The 21,190-nt window shown below is 39.6% G+C and carries 21 protein-coding genes; 17 read left to right on the forward strand and 4 right to left on the reverse strand.

Translation table 11 applies throughout. The features are described 5' to 3' along the window. Window positions 1–313: 313 nt before the first annotated feature. The 11 genes from NRL14_RS03395 (at window position 314) to NRL14_RS03445 (ending at window position 8,794) form a co-directional block, all read left to right on the forward strand. On the forward strand, window positions 314–967 hold the full coding sequence (locus tag NRL14_RS03395; protein WP_306724004.1) for a thermostable hemolysin: 654 nt from the start codon (window positions 314–316) through the stop codon (window positions 965–967). Then, complete coding sequence (locus NRL14_RS03400) at window positions 964–2,433, forward strand: AMP-binding protein (RefSeq protein WP_306724005.1); 1,470 nt, start codon at window positions 964–966, stop codon at window positions 2,431–2,433. Before NRL14_RS03395 ends, NRL14_RS03400 begins: the two co-directional genes overlap by 4 nt. Beyond that, complete coding sequence (locus NRL14_RS03405) at window positions 2,426–3,115, forward strand: TenA family transcriptional regulator (protein WP_306724006.1); 690 nt, start codon at window positions 2,426–2,428, stop codon at window positions 3,113–3,115. The genes NRL14_RS03400 and NRL14_RS03405 overlap by 8 nt, the downstream gene beginning before the upstream one ends. Next, the gene (locus tag NRL14_RS03410; protein WP_306724007.1) at window positions 3,112–3,882 is read left to right on the forward strand and encodes an SDR family oxidoreductase; all 771 of its coding nucleotides are present in this window, start codon (window positions 3,112–3,114) and stop codon (window positions 3,880–3,882) included. The genes NRL14_RS03405 and NRL14_RS03410 overlap by 4 nt, the downstream gene beginning before the upstream one ends. Window positions 3,883–3,903: 21 nt before the next feature. Continuing rightward, window positions 3,904–4,551 carry a hypothetical protein gene (locus tag NRL14_RS03415; RefSeq protein ID WP_008139362.1) on the forward strand — a complete coding sequence of 216 codons (648 nt, stop codon included), beginning with the start codon at window positions 3,904–3,906 and terminating at the stop codon, window positions 4,549–4,551. A 7-nt stretch (window positions 4,552–4,558) separates the two neighbouring features. Next, complete coding sequence (locus tag NRL14_RS03420; RefSeq protein ID WP_306724008.1) at window positions 4,559–5,218, forward strand: response regulator transcription factor; 660 nt, start codon at window positions 4,559–4,561, stop codon at window positions 5,216–5,218. 26 nt (window positions 5,219–5,244) lie between these two features. Beyond that, a complete protein-coding gene (locus tag NRL14_RS03425) occupies window positions 5,245–6,558 on the forward strand; it encodes an ATP-binding protein (protein WP_306724009.1) in 1,314 nt (437 codons plus the stop codon). Beyond that, entirely contained in the window at window positions 6,551–6,904 is a 354-nt protein-coding gene (locus tag NRL14_RS03430; RefSeq protein ID WP_306724010.1) for a cupredoxin domain-containing protein, read from the forward strand. Before NRL14_RS03425 ends, NRL14_RS03430 begins: the two co-directional genes overlap by 8 nt. After that, window positions 6,891–7,631 (forward strand): iron transporter, encoded by a 741-nt coding sequence (locus tag NRL14_RS03435; protein ID WP_306724011.1) that lies wholly within the window; start codon window positions 6,891–6,893, stop codon window positions 7,629–7,631. The genes NRL14_RS03430 and NRL14_RS03435 overlap by 14 nt, the downstream gene beginning before the upstream one ends. After that, entirely contained in the window at window positions 7,628–8,344 is a 717-nt protein-coding gene (locus NRL14_RS03440; RefSeq protein WP_306724012.1) for a hypothetical protein, read from the forward strand. The genes NRL14_RS03435 and NRL14_RS03440 overlap by 4 nt, the downstream gene beginning before the upstream one ends. 240 nt (window positions 8,345–8,584) lie before the next feature. Beyond that, on the forward strand, window positions 8,585–8,794 hold the full coding sequence (locus NRL14_RS03445) for a cold-shock protein (RefSeq protein ID WP_002959120.1): 210 nt from the start codon (window positions 8,585–8,587) through the stop codon (window positions 8,792–8,794). A 262-nt stretch (window positions 8,795–9,056) separates the two neighbouring features. Here NRL14_RS03445 and NRL14_RS03450 read toward each other — a convergent pair whose 3' ends face one another. The 3 genes from NRL14_RS03450 to udk all read right to left on the reverse strand — a co-directional run bounded on the left by NRL14_RS03450 (window position 9,057) and on the right by udk (window position 12,048). Further along, entirely contained in the window at window positions 9,057–9,776 is a 720-nt protein-coding gene (locus tag NRL14_RS03450; RefSeq protein WP_239462863.1) for an ABC transporter substrate-binding protein, read from the reverse strand. Window positions 9,777–10,171: 395 nt separating this feature from the next. After that, entirely contained in the window at window positions 10,172–11,398 is a 1,227-nt protein-coding gene (locus NRL14_RS03455) for a NupC/NupG family nucleoside CNT transporter (protein WP_306724013.1), read from the reverse strand. A 17-nt stretch (window positions 11,399–11,415) separates the two neighbouring features. Next, window positions 11,416–12,048, reverse strand: coding sequence for a uridine kinase (udk, locus tag NRL14_RS03460; protein WP_007376640.1), 633 nt, complete (start codon window positions 12,046–12,048; stop codon window positions 11,416–11,418). A gap of 192 nt (window positions 12,049–12,240) precedes the next feature. Between udk and NRL14_RS03465 the strand changes: the two genes are divergently transcribed. From NRL14_RS03465 to NRL14_RS03485, 5 genes are all read left to right on the forward strand, one after another. Continuing rightward, a complete protein-coding gene (locus tag NRL14_RS03465; RefSeq protein WP_306724014.1) occupies window positions 12,241–13,473 on the forward strand; it encodes a phosphopentomutase in 1,233 nt (410 codons plus the stop codon). Further along, the gene (gene deoD, locus NRL14_RS03470; RefSeq protein WP_007376638.1) at window positions 13,473–14,177 is read left to right on the forward strand and encodes a purine-nucleoside phosphorylase; all 705 of its coding nucleotides are present in this window, start codon (window positions 13,473–13,475) and stop codon (window positions 14,175–14,177) included. Before NRL14_RS03465 ends, deoD begins: the two co-directional genes overlap by 1 nt. Window positions 14,178–15,069: 892 nt before the next feature. Next, on the forward strand, window positions 15,070–15,813 hold the full coding sequence (locus NRL14_RS03475; RefSeq protein ID WP_306724015.1) for a ferredoxin--NADP reductase: 744 nt from the start codon (window positions 15,070–15,072) through the stop codon (window positions 15,811–15,813). An 81-nt stretch (window positions 15,814–15,894) separates the two neighbouring features. After that, a complete protein-coding gene (locus tag NRL14_RS03480; RefSeq protein WP_306724016.1) occupies window positions 15,895–16,656 on the forward strand; it encodes a nuclear transport factor 2 family protein in 762 nt (253 codons plus the stop codon). Window positions 16,657–16,665: 9 nt separating this feature from the next. Beyond that, window positions 16,666–16,986 (forward strand): hypothetical protein, encoded by a 321-nt coding sequence (locus NRL14_RS03485; RefSeq protein WP_007379036.1) that lies wholly within the window; start codon window positions 16,666–16,668, stop codon window positions 16,984–16,986. A 20-nt stretch (window positions 16,987–17,006) separates the two neighbouring features. Here the strand turns inward: NRL14_RS03485 and NRL14_RS03490 are convergent, their stop codons facing one another. After that, the gene (locus tag NRL14_RS03490; protein WP_033016400.1) at window positions 17,007–17,915 is read right to left on the reverse strand and encodes a tetratricopeptide repeat protein; all 909 of its coding nucleotides are present in this window, start codon (window positions 17,913–17,915) and stop codon (window positions 17,007–17,009) included. Window positions 17,916–18,585: 670 nt separating this feature from the next. Between NRL14_RS03490 and katG the strand changes: the two genes are divergently transcribed. Beyond that, complete coding sequence (gene katG / locus NRL14_RS03495) at window positions 18,586–20,766, forward strand: catalase/peroxidase HPI (RefSeq protein WP_306724017.1); 2,181 nt, start codon at window positions 18,586–18,588, stop codon at window positions 20,764–20,766. Window positions 20,767–21,190: the final 424 nt, after the last annotated feature.

Raw genomic sequence — 21,190 nt, forward strand, 5'->3', positions numbered from 1 at the left:
AATTTATTCAGGGGCTTTTTTATTTGATTAATACCAACCTGCTTATAAATGGGGTCTATTTAACGTTAAGAAAATTACGCTAGAACTAGGCAAAAGTTTTTGTATCTAGTTGTTCTCGGCAATTGCTCCCTGCATTGCTCTACCTCCTACATCCATGCAGTCGTAAATAAAAATTTTTAACGACGTTATAGTGCAATTTAATTCGTTAAATTGATCAAAGATTTATGTAGGTTGGTATAATATTTATTTTCTTAAGTTTTCTTTAAGTTTCGCTCGCTAAGTTACAAACATACACTTTATATGAGCGATGTTTATGCAATTAGCACACCTACCTTCATCACCCGTTTATATTCAAAATAACTCACGCTTTGTTAGTGCTCGCGTTAATGGTGAGCATAGAAGTGCGTTAGAAAACACAGTTAAAGAAGGGTTTTTAGTTGCTTATAACGCCACGCTTACCTCTTTTATGCCATTACTTTGCCAATACACGACAAACGAAGGGCAGTGCACATTGGGTTTAAGGCAAGCAACAGCTCCTCTATTTATAGAGCAATACTTAGCACAGCCCATTGAGTATTTTTTACCTGAGCCTACACAGCGTAATAAAGTATTTGAGCTTGGTAATCTATGCTCTACACATCGCAAAGCAACGCTTGGGCATTTTATTGTTGTTAATGAAGCCCTGCAAAGTGTAGGAGCTAAACATTTAGTATTTTGCGCCACTAAAAAAGTACGTGCACTGCTGCGCTTACTAGGCGTTAACTGCACTGAAATTGCTGTGGCAAACAGTTTTGTTGTTGAGCATCCGCTAAGTTGGGGAAGTTACTACGCTAATCAGCCTACCGTATGCGTTGTGAGTTTAGAGCAAGCTCACCAACAAGTATTAAATACCCCAATGCTTTATAGTTTGATGCAGCAAAATCACTCAAATATCAATTCTTTGGTAAATGCGTTGGTGAATGTATGAATTACTATAATACCCATGCAATATCGCCATTAATTATTGCCCACAATAAAGAGCAAACACTTGAAATTAACGGTGATGAGTTTAATCAGCAAATACAAAAAGTAGTAAAAATACTACAAAGCTTTAACGGCAAATGTATCGCTTATAAGCTCGATAATACGCCAGCTTGGCTTGTTATTGATGCCGCTACTGCGGTTTCTAATAAAGTGGCTGTGCCAATTGCTCACTTTTTTAGTGAACAACAAACTCAATATGTACTAGCTCAATGTGGCGCTAATGTATTTATGAGCGACACGCTAAACCCTTTACTTGGGGAGCCGACTGCATCAATTACTTTATTTGAGTGTTACACATTATATATTTACGAAATCGTTGTAGCTAACCCCGGCAGTTATTTTCCAGATACTCAAAAAGTAACATTTACATCAGGATCAACTGGGCAACCAAAGGGCGTGTGTTTATCTGCAAAGAGTCAAATGCAGGTAGCTCAATCTCTGTGCGATAAAATTAACATTAAAAAGCCTGTTCATTTATGTTTATTGCCGCTTGCTGTATTGCTTGAAAATATAGCCGGTGTGTATGCCCCTTTAAAAAGTAACGGTACAGTGCATTTAATGCCGTTAAATGAATTAGGCTTTGTTGGTACTGCATTAAAACAGCCCGCACAGCTTATAGCTGCGATTGATAAAGTTAAGCCAAATACGCTTATTTTAGTGCCTGAACTATTAGCATGCTTAGTTACTTTTGCAGAAGGTGGTTGGCAACCGCCTAGTTCGTTACAGTTTATTGCCGTAGGTGGTGCGCGTGTCAGCGAAATGCTATTAACCAAAGCGCGTAGCTTAAACTTACCGGTGTACCAAGGTTATGGACTTTCTGAGGCGGCATCTGTAGTGAGTTTAAATACACCCACAAACGATAACATCCACAGTGCCGGCTCTGTGTTACCTCATATTCAAACCAAAATTGAAAACGGTCAGCTTTTTATAAAAGGCGATTTGTTTTTAGGTTACTTAAATCATCAACCTCACAACAAAAACCAGTGGTATGCAACTGGCGACCTGGTCGAACAGCATCAAAATACTTTATTTATTAAAGGCCGATTAAAAAACCTAATTATTACCAGCATGGGTCGCAACATCAGTGCCGAGTGGCCTGAATCACTATTACTCAGTCAAAGCGGTATTTTACAAGCGGTTGTGTTTGGTGAGGGTCGACCTTTTCTCAGTGCCATTATTTACGCCGATACAAAGCAAAGTAACCCAGTGTTAGCGCAGTACATTAAGACAATTAATAAACAACTACCCGACTATGCTCGAATTCAAAAGTGGCATCGTTTAACTGCCCCATTAAGTGTGCAACAAGGATTATTAACAACAAATAATCGCCCAAAACGAGATGCCATAAGTAAGCAGTACCATGCTGTGTTTGAGCAATTTTACCGACTTGGAGAAGTAATTAATGAGTGATTTTTTTAACACCCTTAAAGAGCAAACTAAACAAGAGCAAAACTACCTGCTTGCAGCGCCGATTATACAGCGTGTTTTTAAAGGCGAAGCATCACTTGAAGAATACGCCTCGTTTTTAGCGCAAGCGTATCACCATGTTAAGCACACTGTGCCATTAATGATGTCGGTTGGTGCACGATTAACCGACGATCAAGAGTGGCTGCGCGAAGCCGTAGCAGAATATATTGAAGAAGAGATAGGTCATCAAGAGTGGGTACTTAATGATATTGCAGCCTGTGGTTTTGACAAAGAAACAGTACGGTGCAGTCAGCCGCAATACGCTACCGAAATGATGGTGTCGTATGCGTACGACTCCATTGCACGTAAAAACCCATTGAGCTTTTTTGGCATGGTGCATGTGCTTGAAGGCACTTCTATAGCGCTTGCTGATGGCGCGGCTTCAAACATTGCAAATGCTGTGGGCTTACCTAAAAAAGCATTTAGTTATTTAACCTCTCACGGCGCGCTTGATATAGAGCATGTAAAGTTTTTTGAAAACCTAATGAACCAAATAACAGACGAGGCGGATCAGCAAGCCATACTTCATGGTGCAAAGCGCTTTTATCGTTTATACGGTGATATATTTCGTGGACTCGATGACGAACCATTTTTTAAAGCACGTGCACAAGGCAAATTGGCATGAGTAGTTCTTTGTGTGTGCTCACTGGTGCAACAGGCGGAATAGGGCAAGCGATTGCTAAAGCCCTATATGCAAAAGGGTGGAAGTTACTACTTGTAGGGCGAAATACCCAAGCCCTTGAAAAACTGAGCCGTGCATGCCCAGACAGTGAAATATTTACGGGCGATTTAACCGACGATACAGCACGTATTAACCTAGCAATAAAAGCCAAGCAACTCGGCGGCGTTAAATTACTTATTAATAACGCCGGTATAAATACGATGCAAAGCCTTGAGCACACAAGTAATGAGCAAATAGATAATATGCTCATTACTAATTTGTCGGTGCCTATTAAATTATGCCAGCTATTTTTAGGGCAGTTAGTGTATACCAAAGGCACCATTGTTAACGTGGGATCATCGTTTGGCAGTATTGGCTACCCGTTTCAAACGCTTTATTGCGCCAGTAAATTCGGTTTACGTGGTTTTACAGAAGCGTTATCACGTGAGTTGAATGGTTCAGGCGTTAAAGTGACCTATTTAGCACCAAGAGCAACAGATACATCTATTAATAGTAGTAAAGCGCGGGCAATGAATAAAGAGCTCGGCAATAAAATGGACTCGCCAGAATTAGTTGCTCAAGAGTTATTAGCTCTTATAAGTTCAAACCAAACAAGGCGCTTTATTGGTTTTCCTGAAAAATTATTTGCACGCATAAATGGCGTATTCCCAAGCGTTGTTGATAACGCTATTGTAAAGCAACTTCCTAAAATTAAACGTTTTTTAAGTTAACAAACACACAAGGGCAAAATTATGTATAAATTTACACTCGCATTTTATTTAATACTAACCTCTGTATTTGCAACTGCAGTACACGCAGATGAAGCGCAAGACTTAACCGATATTCAACAAAAGTGGGCAATTGCTAATTACGAACTTGAAGACGATGCGCAAATAGACGCGTTTACGCAACTGAGTGAGCAAAGCGCATTATTTGTTAAAAACTACCCAAGCTCGGCGCAAACACATATTTGGAATGGCATTGTGTTAGCCAGCTTTGCTGGCGCAAAAGGGGGCTTGGGCGCACTTGGTTTAGCAAAAGAAGCAAAAGCGTCACTCGAAAATGCACTCTCGATTGATGGCACTGCACTCAATGGCTCCGCTTACGCAAGCCTTGCAACGCTTTATAGCAAAGTACCTGGCTGGCCAATTGGTTTTGGTGATGACGACAAAGCTGAAAAATTATTTAAACAAGCGCTCGCTTTTAATCTCGAAGGCATTGATACTAATTACTTATACGGTGAATACTTGTATGACGATGGCGATTATAAACAAGCTAAAGCGCGACTACTTGTAGCGCAAGCTGCTGGGATTCGTGATACTCGGGCAAAAGCAGATAAATATCGTCAACAAGCAATAAGTCAGTTATTGGCAAAAGTAGATAAAAAATTAAAAAGATAAACAGATAATGCATTTATTACTCGTTGAGGACGATCATTTAGTGGCGCAAGGGCTTATTCGCTCTTTGCGCCAAGAGGGCTACAGCGTAGAGCACAGTGGCACAGTAAAGCACGCCTTAGAGAGCCTTTCTAGTGGTGAGATTGAGCTTGTTATTCTCGATTTAGGATTACCTGATGGCGACGGCTCGCAAGTTTTAAAGCATATTAAAGCGCAAAAAAAAGTAATACCGGTGGTTATTTTAACTGCTCGCGGCAGTATTGACGACAAAGTCCAAGGGCTCGATATGGGGGCAGATGATTACCTTGCAAAGCCGTTTGACCCCGCTGAGCTATTTGCCCGTTTACGTGTAGCAAGTCGGCGTATTAATCAAACACAATCAAGCTTATTACGCTGTGGTGATGTAGTAATGGATACTTCTGCTCATACAGTTAAACTAAGTGGGCAGTCACTTACACTACCTCGAAAAGAATACATGCTTTTAAAAGCGCTAATGGAAAATCAGGGAAGGGTACAGTCAAAACAACAACTCGAAAACAAACTTTACCAATGGGGTGAAGAAGTCGGCTCTAATGCCATAGAGGTGCATATTCATCATCTTCGTAAAAAATTCCCTAGTGATTTTATTAAAACCTTACGTGGCATTGGCTACGTGGTTGGTAAGCGTTAGAGTGTATTTGTTTTTCGAGGTTGAAAATGTCAATTCGTAAACGACTGACCTTAATTTTACTTTCAATGATGGTGCTAACTTGCTTTTTAGCATTAGTAAAAGGCTATCAAAAAAGTATGCACCACGGCGAAAGTTTGCTTGATGATGAACTTAAAATAGTGGCTGGCGTTTTAATTGAGCAACCATTGGCACTAAGCACAGATGCAGTACAAGTAAGTAATAATAGCGCTCAGTTGTTGTATCAAATTTGGCAAAATAATAATTTACTTAGTGGCTCATCGAGTTTATCAAATAACCAAATTAGTTTTAGCGAGGGCTTTCAAACAGCCAATGTAGCAGGGCAGCGTATGCGGGTATTTGTGATGAGTAAAAACACCCGTAAAGTCATCGTTGCTGAACCTATGGCAAAGCGTTTTGAATTAGCTGAAGCGGTTATTTTATCCGCAATGTTACCTATGCTATGGGCAGTCCCTCTGCTTGCTATTTTTATTAGCTTTTTTGTTAAATACGCATTAGCCCCTCTTACTCGATTATCTAAGCAGTTGGCGTCTCGCCAAGCGAACGACTTTACGCCAATTAATTGGCAAGTAACCGACGAGGAAATTAAACCGGTTATTAATCGTTTAAACGACTTATTTAAACGCGTAGAAACTGCCTACTTACGGGAGCGCTTTTTTGCCTCAGATGCAGCTCACGAATTACGTACCCCGCTTAGTAGTTTAAAAATTAATGTGCATAATTTGGCTAATAAACAAAGTAATCTGCAAGACCATCAAGAATTACAAGCTATGTCGCAGGGCATTAATCGCTTAAGTAATATTGTTGAGCAAATGCTAATTTTAGGACGCACTCAGCCTGAACAATGGCAGAGGCAATTTAGCGAACAATCATTGCTAACGATTACTCAGCAAGTCGTATCGGAGCAATACGACAAAATAGATGAAAAAAACCAAACCATTAGTCTTGAAGGCGATGATTTTGTAATTAATGGTGATGAGTTTACATTAACCACGCTTATCGCTAACTTACTTAGCAATGCCATAAAATACACACCCAATAATGGTCAAATTATAATTAAATTAGCATCAAGTAATAACGGCTTTAGTTGGCAAATTGATGATTCTGGTGCGGGTATGACTGATGAGCAAAAAGAGCGAATATTCAATCGCTTTTATCGCGTAGGTGGCGATCAGCATCCATCAGGCGAGCAAGGTGCCGGTTTAGGTATGGCGATTGTTCAACACATAATTGCTATTTATGGCGCAACTATTCATTTAGCGAATAGTCATTTAGGCGGACTAACTGTTAAGGTTACTTTTACAGGAGTAAAAAGTGACTAAACGTTTATTTAATCAGTGCCTTTGTTGTTTGCTATTTTTGTCGTTTAACGCGACGAGTAAAGAGTACCTTATTATTTTAAAAGATCATTTGTTTTATCCCTCGCAAATAATTATTCCCGCAAATAAAAAAGTAAAACTATTGATAGAAAACCAAGACAGCACACCAGAAGAGTTTGATAGCTTTGATCTAAACAGAGAAAAAGTACTCTACCCAAATCGTAAAAGCATTATTTATATAGGGCCGCTAAGTAAAGGGCATTACGAGTTTTTTGGTGAGTTTTCGCCAAATACAGCAAGGGGCGTTGTTATAGTTAACGATGAAGGGGCGCAGCATGCTAATAACTAGTTTAGTCATGAGCCTTAATCAATTACTACCAGTGGCTATTTTATTAGTACTACTACAAGTAGTTAAAAAACAAAGCGCTTTAAAAATAGGGTCTGCTTTAGTAATTGGCGCGCTCATGTCGTTTTTGTACATGCAAAGTGCTTCATGGGTGAGCCAGTGGTTTGAACACCAAGGACTAGAGTACTCACAAATAGGGCTATGTATTACTATATTTATTGCTGTATTAGTATTTGCAATAAAGCAAAAATTAGCGGCTTTTTATATTGCGGTTATAAGCACAATAACAATGTATTTAAGCCACTATATTATTTACCTCACCAGCTTTTGGCAAAGTAATGATGCAGGGCAAAGCTTATTTATTGGCACTTTATTAGGTGTTGGAATTTGTTTAAGTTTTAGCGTATTGCTGTACTTTTTAATGAATGCAATTAAGCACCGTTTTGGTATGTATCCGCTTTTTACTTTGCTTGCTTTTAACAGCGCGGCTAAGTTATTAGTTGCGCTGGATTTGGCAGGCCAAATAGACTTAATTACCAACACCGCAACCGTGTGGGATTTACGCGATGTATTAAGCGAAAACTCTGAGCTAGGGCGCGTACTGCGTGCTCTTGTTGGTTACGAGGCTACCCCTGATCTAATGAGTGTACTTATATATAGTACAAGTAGCGTGATATTTTTATCACTTTGTTATGTTATTTCAGCTTCAATATCTAAGGAACGTGTATGAAAGCACTCAACCTATATTTAGCGCTTAGCTTTACCGTTTTTTGTTTGTTGGTACTTTCAATCCCAGCAAAGGCCGATGGTATTGTTGTTGATAAGGTATATCACCCCTATGTTTTACCTTTTGAGCGAGAGTTTGAATGGCGGTTGGTGTCGCACCAAACAGATAGTGGCAACATACTAGCGCAGCGTTTGGGTGGTGGCGGTGCTATTAACGATACAATGGCACTCGAAGGCTATTTAGTTGGTGAGCGAGACGATAACGGCGACTTTGGTTTAGAAGCTTATGAGCTTGAACTACGCTGGCAATTGATTGAGCAAGGTAAATTATGGGCCGATTGGGGGGCATTATTTGAGTTTGAAAAAAAACATAATGAAGACGTATATGAAGCAACTACGGGTTTTGTGATCGAAAAAGAGTTTGGCAAAACAAGCTTAACTATGAATGCCTTTTTAGTATACGAGTGGGGGCAAGACATTAAAAATGAATGGGAAAGTGAGTTTAGAGCACAATATCGCTATCGATATCGCTCTGCTTTTCAGCCTTCTCTTGAAGTTTACGTAGGTGAAGACTTTGTGGGTATAGGGCCAGGTTTTATAGGTTTACAGCGTTTTGATGGACAAAAACAGTTAAAATGGGAAGCGGGTTTTATCACTGAGATCAGCCAATCAGAAAAAAATCATAGCTTTAGGCTCGCATTAGAATTTGAATTTTAATAACCAATGATAGCGGTTTTGGTTGTTTATCACTCTGATTATAGATGGGTACTTGACATGTTTTAAAAAATCTATATAGTGGGCTGCAGCTAGAAAGAAAGCATGTAAGCTATAAATCTCCATTTCGATGTTGTATAAGTAATACTTGTAGTACCGTCCTGAAGTTTTTAAAGTACCATCTCATTTTTTGCTACACCCGCTCTTATGAGCATATTTTTTATTTTATATCAGGATATTACAATGTCTAACATCGTATCAGGTACAGTTAAGTGGTTCAACGAGTCTAAAGGTTTTGGTTTCATCGAGCAAGAAAATGGCCCAGACGTTTTCGCACATTTCTCAGCAATCAAAAGCGAAGGTTTCAAAACTTTAGCTGAAGGCCAACGTGTAGAGTTCACTCTTTCACAAGGTCAAAAAGGTCCACAAGCTGATAACATCACAGCTGTATAATTTTACTTTTTAAGTAAAATGAAAAAAAGCGCTTAAGGCGCTTTTTTTGTGTCTAAATTTTGATGAAAGTTACCTGCGTTTATTAGATAAGATCAACTCCACTTATTTACTCACTATACCAACCTGTATAAATCTTTGAGCAATTTAACGAATTAAACTGCATTATAACGTCGTTAAATTTTTATTTAGAGCAACTAGATACAAAAATTTTTGCCTAGTTCTAGCGTAATTTTCTTAACGTTAAATAGATCTCATATAGAAATTAATTATCCTGAATTCCATAAGGTAACGCACTTGTTTTTTCCATTTCAGTGAACGCCTTCTGAAGTGCATTAACAACATTAACGTCTGTTTTTTTATTCGCTGCTAAGTAAGCACCTACAGTGAGTTCGTTTATTCTATATACAAACTTTAAATGGTTGGGTTCAAGTTTTAAATAATCACTTAGCTGTTGCATATAAAGTGGATCGTCTACAACTAAGTCTACTTTTTTAGCGAGCAATAAATCATATGACTTTTGAATGTCGCTAGTGAAAACTGCTTCAAAACCTAGTTTTAAAAGAGTCTGTGTAGAGAAGTCATTGCGTTGCATCGCTATTTTGTAGTTTTTAGCTTGCTCGGTACCTTCAATAACTATATCAGTGCGCTCTGAGAGAGCTATAAACCCCAAATCAAATCGTCCCACTTGTGCAATCCAATAAAATTGTTCTTCTCGCTCTGGTGTTCTTGCTAGGCTGTAAATAAAAACGTTGCTTTGCTCGGTTGCTAACTTATAAGCACGCGCCCACGGATACATTTGTATATTAGGTGTTAGCTTAGCCTCTGCAAATATATCTCGAATTAATTGAGTGCCTTCTCCTGTTACTTCACCATCAACCAATACCTGATTCGGTGGTGCTAATTCTGTAACAACAAGCAGTGTTTCTGTTGCTTGAATATGCACAGAGTAAATAAAAAAAAGAAAATAAATAATATATTTCACAATAGCGAATCGTCATTCAGTTAAATATAGTGATATAAGTGTGGCTTAAAATATTGAAAATACAAAAAATTAATCATGAAAATTAGTGACTAAGATATTGGTTTATTTAAATTTGAGTGTAAATATAAATTGTGTGCTGAGTTATGTTTTCACGTTGTAGTAATCAGCCTGGAGGCTGCGTAACGACGTTCTAAAATGATTTAACCCGCATAATTTTTATGCCAATTGAACTTGGTATGAAGTATTAAAGGATTGATAACTTGAAATATAAAGTACTAAAACGATAAAAGGGCCTTGCGGCCCTTGGTGAAGTATCGTTCAAGTTAGATAGTACTTTAACCCCTTAAAGCAGCTATCTTCTTGTTTTGCAACACCGGTTTCATCTCAATAAGTTTCTAAGCTAGCGAGAGGAAAAACCCAGCAATTGCTGCGCTCATAAGGTTAGCCATAGATCCTGCTAACACTGCTCTGAGCCCTAAGCGCGCGATATCCTTTCGCCGACTAGGCGCCATACCGCCTAATCCACCTAGTAAAATGGCTATCGATGATAAGTTAGCAAACCCACATAAAGCAAAAGTAACAATTGCTTGTGTGTGTGCGCTTAACGTATCGCGATAATTTATAAAGTCTAAGTAAGCAACAAACTCGTTCACTACTATCTTTTGACCAATAAAGCTGCCGGCTATAATTGCTTCATCCCATGGCACACCTAGTAACCATGCAACAGGAGCAAATACATAACCTAATATTTCTTGAAGCGTTAATGTTGGGTAATCAAACCACCCGCCAATACCGCCTAATAAACCGTTTAACAGTGCAATTAGCGCTACAAAAGCAAGTAACATTGCACCCACATTAAGTGCTAAATGCATGCCGTTTGCCGCACCTGATGCAGCTGCATCAATTACATTTACTGGTTTATCTTCATCATCTAAATCTAAATCAGCTAAGTTATCTTTAGGCGTTTCAGTTTCTGGCACAATCATCTTGGCCATTAAAAAACCACCTGGAGCTGCCATAAAGCTCGCTGCTATTAAATACTTAAGCTCAATACCAATAATAACGTAACCGGCCATTACAGAGCCTGCTACCGTGGCTAAGCCACCTACCATAACTGCAAACAATTCCGATTTAGTCATCGTTGCAATAAACGGTTTAACAATAAGAGGGGCTTCAGTTTGGCCAACAAAAATATTTGCCGTCGCTGAAAGCGATTCTGTGCGAGAGGTTTTCAATAATTTTTGTAAACCGCCGCCTAAAATCCTAATTATCCAATCCATAATGCCAAGGTGATACAACACAGCAACAAGTGCTGAGAAAAACACGATAACGGGCAAAACTTGAATTGCAAAAATAAAACCTAATGTATCTTGTGAGGCAAGTGGACCAAATAAAAATCCAATACCATCATTCGCATAACCAATTACCGATGAAACGGCCGCTGACATGCTCGTTAATACATTTTTTCCTGCTTCAAAAAACAGAACAAAACCGCCAATAACAATTTGCATCGCAAATGCTATGCCAACGGTTCTTAAATTAATTGCCTTGCGATTAGTTGACGCAGCAAAGGCAATGCTTAGCAGCACGCACATGCCAACTAAGCTCATAAATGTTGTCATACAAATGTTTCCCGTTGTTATTCTTGTAGTAAATATTTTATCTTACTTTTAATTATATCAATCGCAACACGGTTCATACCGCCTCGAGTCACAACTAAATCGGCGTTATGTTTCGAAGGCTCAATAAATTGATAAAACATCGGTCTAACAGTTGCTTGATATTGCTCAACAACAGATTGTAAAGTTCTGCCTCGTTGTTCCATATCACGCTGCATACGGCGCATTAAGCAAATATCTAAAGGTGTATCTATAAACACCTTAATATCAAATTCTTTATTAAGCGCTTTGTCACTCAATAATAAAATACCTTCAACAATGAGTATTTTTGCAGCAGGCACTCGGCGAGTTTTTTCGCTGCGTGTATGCTGTGCATAGTCATAGGTTGGTACTTCAACTGAGTTACCACAACGAAGTTGCGTTAAATGCTCAAGCATCAACGCATGTTCAAATGCATCAGGATGGTCGTAGTTCGTTTGCGTACGATGAGCCATCGGCAAATGCGACTGATCCTTGTAATAAGCATCTTCTTCAATAATGGCGATAGCGCCTGGTTCAAGCTCGTTAACCAATTCATTGTATATAGTTTGGCTAAAAAGAGATTTGCCCGACGCAGACGCGCCTGCAATAGCTATAATAGTAGTTCGTGTCACTAAAGTTCTCACCCACACAGAAGGATATATTGTTGGTAGATCACAATAGCAAAAAAGACACGATTAATCTCTTTTGCTTCGCTCAAGAATGCAAATTTATAATGTTTAGGTTTTATGAAACAGGACTTTTGTCCTGTACGGAAAATTCAAAGAGCGGATAAAGTAACCACCTAGAAACAAAGTGAGGTCAAAATGGCAAAAGCAATTATCTTAATGGCAGATAGCCTAGGAATCGGTGCAGCACCAGATGCAGATAAATTTGGTGATCTTGGCGCTAACACATTTGCTCACTTACTAAAAGCATATTACGACGAAACTGGCAGTGCACTGTCGCTTCCTAATTTATCTAAATTAGGATTAATAGACGCATGTGAAGCTGCAGGTGGAGAAACCTGTTTAATATCTGATCGCCAAACACCACAAGGTGCATGGGGTTACGCTAAAGAACTTTCTAGCGGAAAAGATACACCATCAGGTCATTGGGAAATGGCAGGCGTACCTGTGTTGTTTGATTGGGGATATTTTCCAAAAACACAGCCGAGTTTTCCACAAGAGTTTATTGACGAGTTTATAGCTCGCACAGGTATTCCTGGTATTTTAGGCAACTGCCATGCATCGGGAACGACCATTTTAGAACAGCTAGGTGAAGAACACGTAAAAACAGGTAAACCAATCTGTTACACCTCAGCTGATAGCGTGTTTCAAATAGCCGCGCATGAAAAATCATTCGGCCTAGAGAAGCTTTATCAAGTTTGCGAAATCGCACGGGCGCTACTTGATGAAATGAATATAGGACGAGTGATTGCGCGGCCATTTTTGGGTTCAAATAGCCAAGACTTTGCTCGAACGGGTAATCGTCGCGACTATTCAGTGCTTCCGCCAGCACCCACATTGCTAGACGTATTAGCAAAAGACGGCGGCGAAGTAATTAGTATTGGTAAAATTTCAGATATTTATGCGCATCAGGGCATAACCCAAAAGTATAAAGCACCTGGGCTTATGAACTTGCTAGAAAAAACCAGCGAAGTAATGAAAAGCGCGCCAGATCGCAGCTTAATTTTTACTAACCTAGTTGATTTTGATGAAAAATTTGGTCATCGCCGTAACCCAGTAGGTTACGCAAAAGCATTAAAAGAGTTTGATGACTATTTACCAACTATACTAAATCAGTTAAACGCAGATGACATATTAATGATCACTGCAGATCACGGTTGTGACCCGACCTTTCCAGGTTCTGAGCATACTCGTGAATACGTACCTGTTATTGCATATAAACCAGGTATGATTAATACACCGTTAGGTGAACGCAACAGTTTTGCAGATATAGGCCAAACCCTAGCACAGTGGTTTAGTTTACCTGCACTTGATTACGGCGACAGCTTTTTAAATGAGCTAACAATGCCAAATAAAAAGGAAAACAATTAATGAGTACTCCGCATATCAGTGCAAACGTTGGTGATTTCGCCGAAACAGTATTAATGCCAGGCGATCCGCTACGTGCGCAATATATTGCTGAAAACTTTTTAGATGATGCAGTACAAGTTACAGGCGTTCGTAACATGTACGGTTTCACTGGTACTTACAAAGGTAAGCCAGTAAGCATCATGGGTTCAGGTATGGGCATTCCATCAATGTCTATTTATGCTCGTGAGCTAATTGTAAGCTTTGGCGTTAAAAATATTATACGTATTGGTACGTGTGGCGGTATTGGCACAGATATCAAAATCCGTGACGTAATTTTTGCACAAGGTGCAAGCACAGATTCTAACGTAAATCGTGCACGTGTACGTGGCTACGATTTTTCTGCAATTGCTAACTTTGATTTACTTTTAAACGGCGTAAACGCTGCAAAAGAGCTAGGAATTGAAGCAAAAGTAGGTAACGTATTTACAACCGACACTTTCTATCAAGCAGACGACTCGTTCTATAAAGATTTAGACAAGTTAGGCATGCTAGCAGTAGATATGGAAACGGCGGGTTTATATGGCGTTGCAGCTGAATACGGCGCAAACGCAATGGCATTATTTACAGTAAGCGACCACGTAATCACCGGTGAAGCAACACCTGCTGATGAGCGTCAAAGCACGTTTAACGAAATGGTTAAAATTGCATTAGAGTCAATAGCTTAAATAATACATAACAGTTCCTTGGTAACGTATTCACTAAGTTTTGGAGACACGCCCAAAGTGAAGTGAGACTAACCTCCAAAGCCGCATCTAATGCGGCTTTTTTTATGCGCGTCTACAAGGCAAAACCTAACTTGTTGTAGATGTAGAGCTTGCTCACGTTAGAAGCGCAGCTTCTCATTACTTAATTTACTTAAACTATCACTCTAAAAGCCTTGCTTTAAACGCCAGCAAGCTGCGCGCTACAAGGTAAACTTGGCTTATTGTTGTAGACGTAGAGCTTGCTCACGTTAGAAGCGCAGCTTCTCATTACTTAATTTACTTAAACTATCACTCTAAAAGCCTTGCTTTTAAACGCCAGCAAGCTGCACGTCTACAAGGTAAACTTGGCTTATTGTTGTAGACGTAGAGCTTGCTCACGTTAGAAGCGCAGCTTCTCATTACTTAATATACTCAAGCTATCACTCTAAAAGCCTTGCTTTAAACGCCAGCAAGCTGCACGTCTACAAGGTAAACTTGGCTTATTGTTGTAGACGTAGAGCTTGCTCACGTTATAAGCGCAGCTTCTCATTACTTAATATATTCAAGCTATCACATTAAAAGCGTTGCTTTTAAACGCCAGCAAGCTGCACGTCTACAAGGTAAACTTGGCTTGGTGTGGTAGACGTAGAGCTTGCTCACGTTAGAAGCGCAGCTTCTCATGACTTAATATACTCAAGCTATCATTCTAAAAGTGTTGCTTTTAAACGCCAGCAAGCTGCGCGCTACAAGGTGCATATTGTTTTGTATAAAAATCATCAGCGCTTTGTATAACTATTACCTAGTTAATGCTAGTGTTTAAAGCACATACATTTTTATAATTTACTGGATTAACCGCTAAATTGTGGAGTCAAATATGTCTAATTGGGTTGATGCAACTGTAAAAAAAGTAACATGGTGGAATGAAACGCTTTTTAGCTTAACGGTTAATGCCGATGTAGAGCCATTTAAAGCAGGGCAGTTTACTAAGCTTTCAATAATTGAGGATGATAAACGTATAGCGCGTGCATATTCATACGTTAATTCACCCGATAGCTCAGTTCTAGAGTTTTATCTTATCAACGTAGCTGACGGGCTTTTATCACCGCGCTTAGCAAAACTACAGCCAGGCGACAACGTATTAATTGAGCGCCGTGCAACAGGTTTTTTTACGCTTGACGAAATTCCACAAAGTGAGCAGCTGTGGATGTTAGGCACTGGCACAGCCATCGGGCCATTTTTATCAATATTGCAACAACCTGAGGTATGGCAAAAGTATCAGCATATAAACTTAGTGCATGGCGTACGTTTTAATAGTGATTTAAGTTACCAGCCGCTTATAAATGAGCTTTTAAAAGCTTACCCAACACAACTTAATTATATACCTGTTGTGAGCCGAGAAGAGCCGTTAGAGGGCTTACATGGGCGTATTACTGATGTAATTCGAAGTAGTCGCCTATTTGATAAAGTAAAGTTAGATCCAGCACCAAATAATGCCCAATTTATGATTTGTGGCAATCCACAAATGGTAAAAGACACAACCGAATTTCTTATAGGGAAAAGCTTTAAGCGTAATAGGCGCAGAGAGCCTGGACATATAACAGTCGAACAGTACTGGTAAGTGGCTGAATGACTACCCGCAAACTCTAAAATTTGTTATGTTGCACCACATTACGCGTTTAGTGTTCATATTAGGAAAGTTATGAAACCGTTATCCATTATTTTAGCTTCATTAATCACCACAGTTGCATTGATTAGTTATGCCTCAGATCAACAACCTGAAGTAACCGAGCCAAAACTCAAAAGTGCAGAGCAAGTTGTTACAAATAAAGGTGACTCAGTCTCAAAAAAGACCAACACAGATAACTTTGCAACTGAAATAGAAGCTAACGATAAAATTAATACTCTTGAATACAAAGCGCCCGAACTTAAAAAACAGGTAATCGACACCGCTAAAACAGATGATTCAAAAGTATTCGGTAACGAAGCACCACAGCCAGTAGAAAAGCCAAAAAATAAAGTAGAGAAAGCAGTGGCTGTTGCTGAGGCCGAAAAAGCAGTTACGCAAGCTAAAGAGGCACTTACTACTAAGCAGCAAACTAAGGCAAAGCAGTCACGTGAGTCACTTGCCGTGGTTGAGCAATTGGTCAACGCTTACAACGCACGTAACATTGAAGAGTTTATTCGCGTGTACTCTGAAGATGTAGAGTTTTATATTTTCCCAAATGAGCTATTATTTAAAGGTAAAGAAAAACTAATCGCACGTTATGGGCTAATGTTTAAAAAGCTCAAATGTATTCACTCATCGCCAATTAAGCGCATAGTGCATGGTGACATAGTAATAGATCATGAGTTATCAGAAACATGCTCCACTGATAAAAACGTTGTAGATAAACGTTCAGAGTTAATTTCGAGCTATCAAATTAAAGACGGCAAAATAATACGCGTCTTATTTTTCCGTTAAAGGACTGTTATGCAAATAAGTGACGAAAGAAAAATTCGCTTAATGTACCGAGTTGAGCCAGGCTGCTTAGGGCCTGATGGTGCTAACCATATAGAAGATTTTTGCCGTTTTGCTAACAAGCATATTAAATCGCCTTATTACGGCTTGTTTGTCTTTTTACCTCGTTACGATAAACAAAAAGATGAGCGTCAATACAGTGTAAATAGCCGTAACTTATCGCAAGTACAAGCTAAGGCGTACTTAAATCATTTTGATATTGATATAGATAATTTTGAAGAGCAGCTCGACGAGCTGCTCGCTAAAGCAATAGATTTATATTTTAAACGTTAAAATGCACTGCATGCAGCATACTATAAATTTAATTGTATTCCAGACGCTTCACCAGCCACAATTGTATTAAAGCTCTCGTTATCGTGTAAGCTTGCAAATGCACTTTCGTGTAATAGTTCATTACGTAAATTAGGCGAGTAATCTAGTGCCATTTTAATATCGGCTAGGGCATCTGCATGCTCATGTATTAGGGCAAAAGCACAGGCTCTTTGCCAGTATGCGTAGCCATAATCACTATCTATATCAATGGCTTGATTGCATAGTTCAATTGCTTGTGCTGTTTCGTTAATTTCCAGTAGTGCGTCAGCTTTATAAGCTATTGCTTCTACATCTTCTGGTTTACGTTTTAAAATTTCATCAAATATTTCAATTTTATTTGCAAAATCACTTTCTAAATTGGCGCGCATCCATAGCGAATGAACCTCGTTGGTAACCGATATACGTTCTTGGTTACTGAGTATTTCTTCAGAGCGTACACGCAGTTTTTCTTCAAGAATTTTTAATCTGTCTTCGTATTCATCCGTAATTACACTTACGCGTGTATTTACAATATCTTCTACTTTATTTTTAACATCACGTAGCGAGTTCCAACCCACTAAAACCAAAATAGATGCCGTGGCAGTAATAATAAAAAACACATTATTAATGGTATCGGTTGTGTATGTGAGCGCACGATCAGCGGTATCTAGTTGGGCGTGGGTAACTTGTTTAGTTACATCTTCACGTAGCTTTTGTTGATCTTGTCGTACTGCTTTTAGTTCATCTAAAACGTAGCGTTCTAAAAGTGGTTTATACATAGGCTCCTTTAGTTGGCTAAGGGCATGTTGTTGTTCTTGCGCAGTGAGCACTTCTGGCCTTTGTTCTGCTGCGTTCACAGTAGCCAAAAAAAATGTAAAACAAACAAAAAGTAAGGATATGTAATAACGCATTGGTATGCCTAGTTAAATTAATTGCGAGTGTAACTTTAACACGCACAGCTAAAAGGCACAAAGCTAGTGAAGCCAAAAATTTTGCAAAAAAAAGCCAGTTCAAGGTGAACTGGCCAAAACTGCTAAAACAACAAAAGTTGCAGGGAAATACAGGAGATAAATTGCATACTAACTGAATTTAGCTGAACAATTACTTAACTCAATTCAGTTAGTTAAAATAAGAAGATACACAAGGTATCTGGTTTATAAAGTAAAGGTGTATTGGGCTTAAGTAATACACCTTTATCGTTATAACTATAATTTCATGGTGAAGGGGGATATTCCAATGTGCGCTTAAGTAAATCAAAGCCACTTTTGAGCCCTTCACTTATCAATACGCCGAAATTTTTCAGTGCGATCACAGGTCTTCTAAAAAAGTTAAGATAAGTATTTTAATCTCGTATTTTAATCTCGTATTTTAAATACAATTACAAAGTGCAGTAAAAAATATACACAACTAACTATCTATCAAAATTATAAATGACAACAATCGTTTTAAACAGCCGTTCGGTGCTGGTATAGCATAATTTATAAGCCTATATTAAATACACATAAGTATTTAGGCCGGTGTACTAAGTTATAAACCAACTAAATAAAATAACCGTTACTTTTGTACTATAAGGATTTCAGAATGAGCAACCCTAAAGCAGGCCAATGTCCGGTCATGCATGGTAGTAATACTAAAACGTCTAATCCAAATACCGATTGGTGGCCAAACGCCCTTAACTTAGACATACTTCATCAACACGATACAAAAACGACTCCATATGACAGCGATTTCAACTACGCTGAAGCATTTAAAACACTAGATTTAGAAGCCTTAAAAACCGATTTAAAACACTTAATGACGCAAAGCCAGCAGTGGTGGCCAGCCGATTGGGGCCATTACGGTGGTTTAATGATTCGCATGGCATGGCACTCAGCAGGATCATACAGACTAGCTGACGGGCGTGGTGGTGGCGGTACAGCTAATCAGCGTTTTGCTCCGCTAAATTCATGGCCTGATAATGGCAATCTCGATAAAGCGCGTCGTTTATTATGGCCAATTAAGAAAAAATACGGCAATAAACTCTCGTGGGCCGACTTAATTATTTTAGCGGGCAACATGGCATACGAATCAATGGGTTTAAAAACCTTTGGGTTTGCAGGCGGGCGCGAAGATATTTGGCATCCTGAAAAAGACGTATATTGGGGAGCTGAAAAAGAATGGCTCGCACCAAGCGACGGACGCTACGCCAATGTAGACAAGCCAGACACAATGGAAAACCCGTTAGCCGCAGTACAAATGGGCTTAATTTACGTTAACCCAGAAGGTGTTAATGGTGTACCCGATCCACTTAAAACAGCAGCACAAGTTCGCGAAACGTTTGCGCGTATGGCAATGGACGATGAAGAAACAGCAGCACTTACCGTAGGTGGGCATACCGTAGGTAAAACGCATGGTAACGGTAAAGCCGAAAACCTAGGGCCAGAGCCAGAGGCTGCTGATGTACACGAGCAAGGTCTTGGTTGGAACAACACCACAACACGTGGTATTGGTCGCGATACAGTAACTTCTGGTATTGAAGGGGCATGGACTACCCACCCAACTAAATGGGATAACGACTACTGTAAACTACTGTTAAGCTACGAATGGGAATTAACAAAAAGCCCAGCAGGCGCTCATCAGTGGGAACCGGTTAATATTAAAGAAGAAGACAAGCCTGTTGATGTAGAAGATCCATCAATTCGTTTAAACCCAATAATGACTGATGCCGATATGGCCATGAAAATGGATCCAGCGTATCGTAAAATTATTGAGCGTTTTTATAACGATTTTGATTACTTCTCAGATGTGTTTGCTCGTGCTTGGTTTAAATTAACTCACCGCGATTTAGGTCCTAAATCACGTTATTTAGGTGCCGATGTGCCAAGCGAGGATCTTATTTGGCAAGACCCAGTACCTACCGTTGATTACACACTCACAAACGCCGAAATTAGTGATTTAAAAGCAACGTTACTTAGTTGCGGCGTTAGCGCTGCTGATTTAATTAGCACGGCATGGGACAGTGCTCGTACTTATCGTGGTTCTGATCACCGTGGTGGCGCAAATGGCGCACGTATTCGTCTTGCACCACAAAAAGATTGGCAAGGTAATGAGCCAGCGCGTTTAGCAAATGTACTAGCTGCACTTGAAAAAGTACAAGCAGGTTTAAACAGGCAAGTTAGCATCGCCGACTTAATTGTTTTAGGCGGAACAGCCGCAGTAGAACAAGCAGCTAAAAGCGCTGGTGTTGCTGTAACCGTACCGTTCGCGCCAGGGCGCGGTGATGCCACAGACGACATGACCGATGCCGAATCGTTTGATGTGCTTGAACCCATTCATGACGGCTTTAGAAACTGGCTGAAAAAAGACTATGTAGTATCCGCGGAAGAGCTTTTACTAGAGCGTAGCCAGTTGATGGGTTTAAGTGCACCAGAAATGTCAGTATTACTTGGTGGCATGCGCGTGTTAGGCACTAACCACAATGGCAGTCAGCATGGCGTATTTACAAGTAATGTCGGCACCTTAAGTAATGACTTTTTTGTAAACTTAACGGATATGGCGTACCGCTGGGAGCCTACTGAAAAAGGGTTGTACAATATTGTAGAGCGTACAAGCGGCGTAACTAAATGGACTGCAACACGTGTTGATTTAGTATTTGGCTCAAACTCGGTTTTACGTGCACTTGCTGAGTTTTATGCGCAAGACGACAACAAAGAACGCTTTGTTCACGACTTCGTAAATGCATGGGTAAAAGTAATGAATACCGACAGGTTTGATATTAAATAATCTGCGCGATGAAAGTAAAAAAGGGGGAGTAATTAATTACTCCCCCTTTTTTATTTATAACGCAGTGGCAAACATATATTTGTAGACGTCGAACTTGCTCACGCGAGAAGCAAGGCTTCTAATTACTTAATACCCTAAAACTACGTTTTTACACGCCAGCAAGCTGTGCGTCTACAGGGTTTATACCCAAGTTTCAGAATATGACTTGTAGACGTAGAGCTTGCTCACGTGAGAAGCGTAGCTTCTTATTACTACGTTTTTATACGCCAGCAAGCTGTGTGTCTACAGGGGTTATACCCAAGTTTCAGAATATGTTTTGTAGACGTAGAGCTTGCTCACTTTAGAAGCAAAGCTTCTCATTACTTAATGCCCTAAAAACTGCGTTTTTACACGCCAGCAAGCTGCGCGTCTACAGGGTTTATAC

The organism is Pseudoalteromonas sp. 20-92 (genome assembly GCF_030847595.1).
Taxonomy (GTDB): Bacteria; Pseudomonadota; Gammaproteobacteria; order Enterobacterales; family Alteromonadaceae; genus Pseudoalteromonas; species Pseudoalteromonas fuliginea.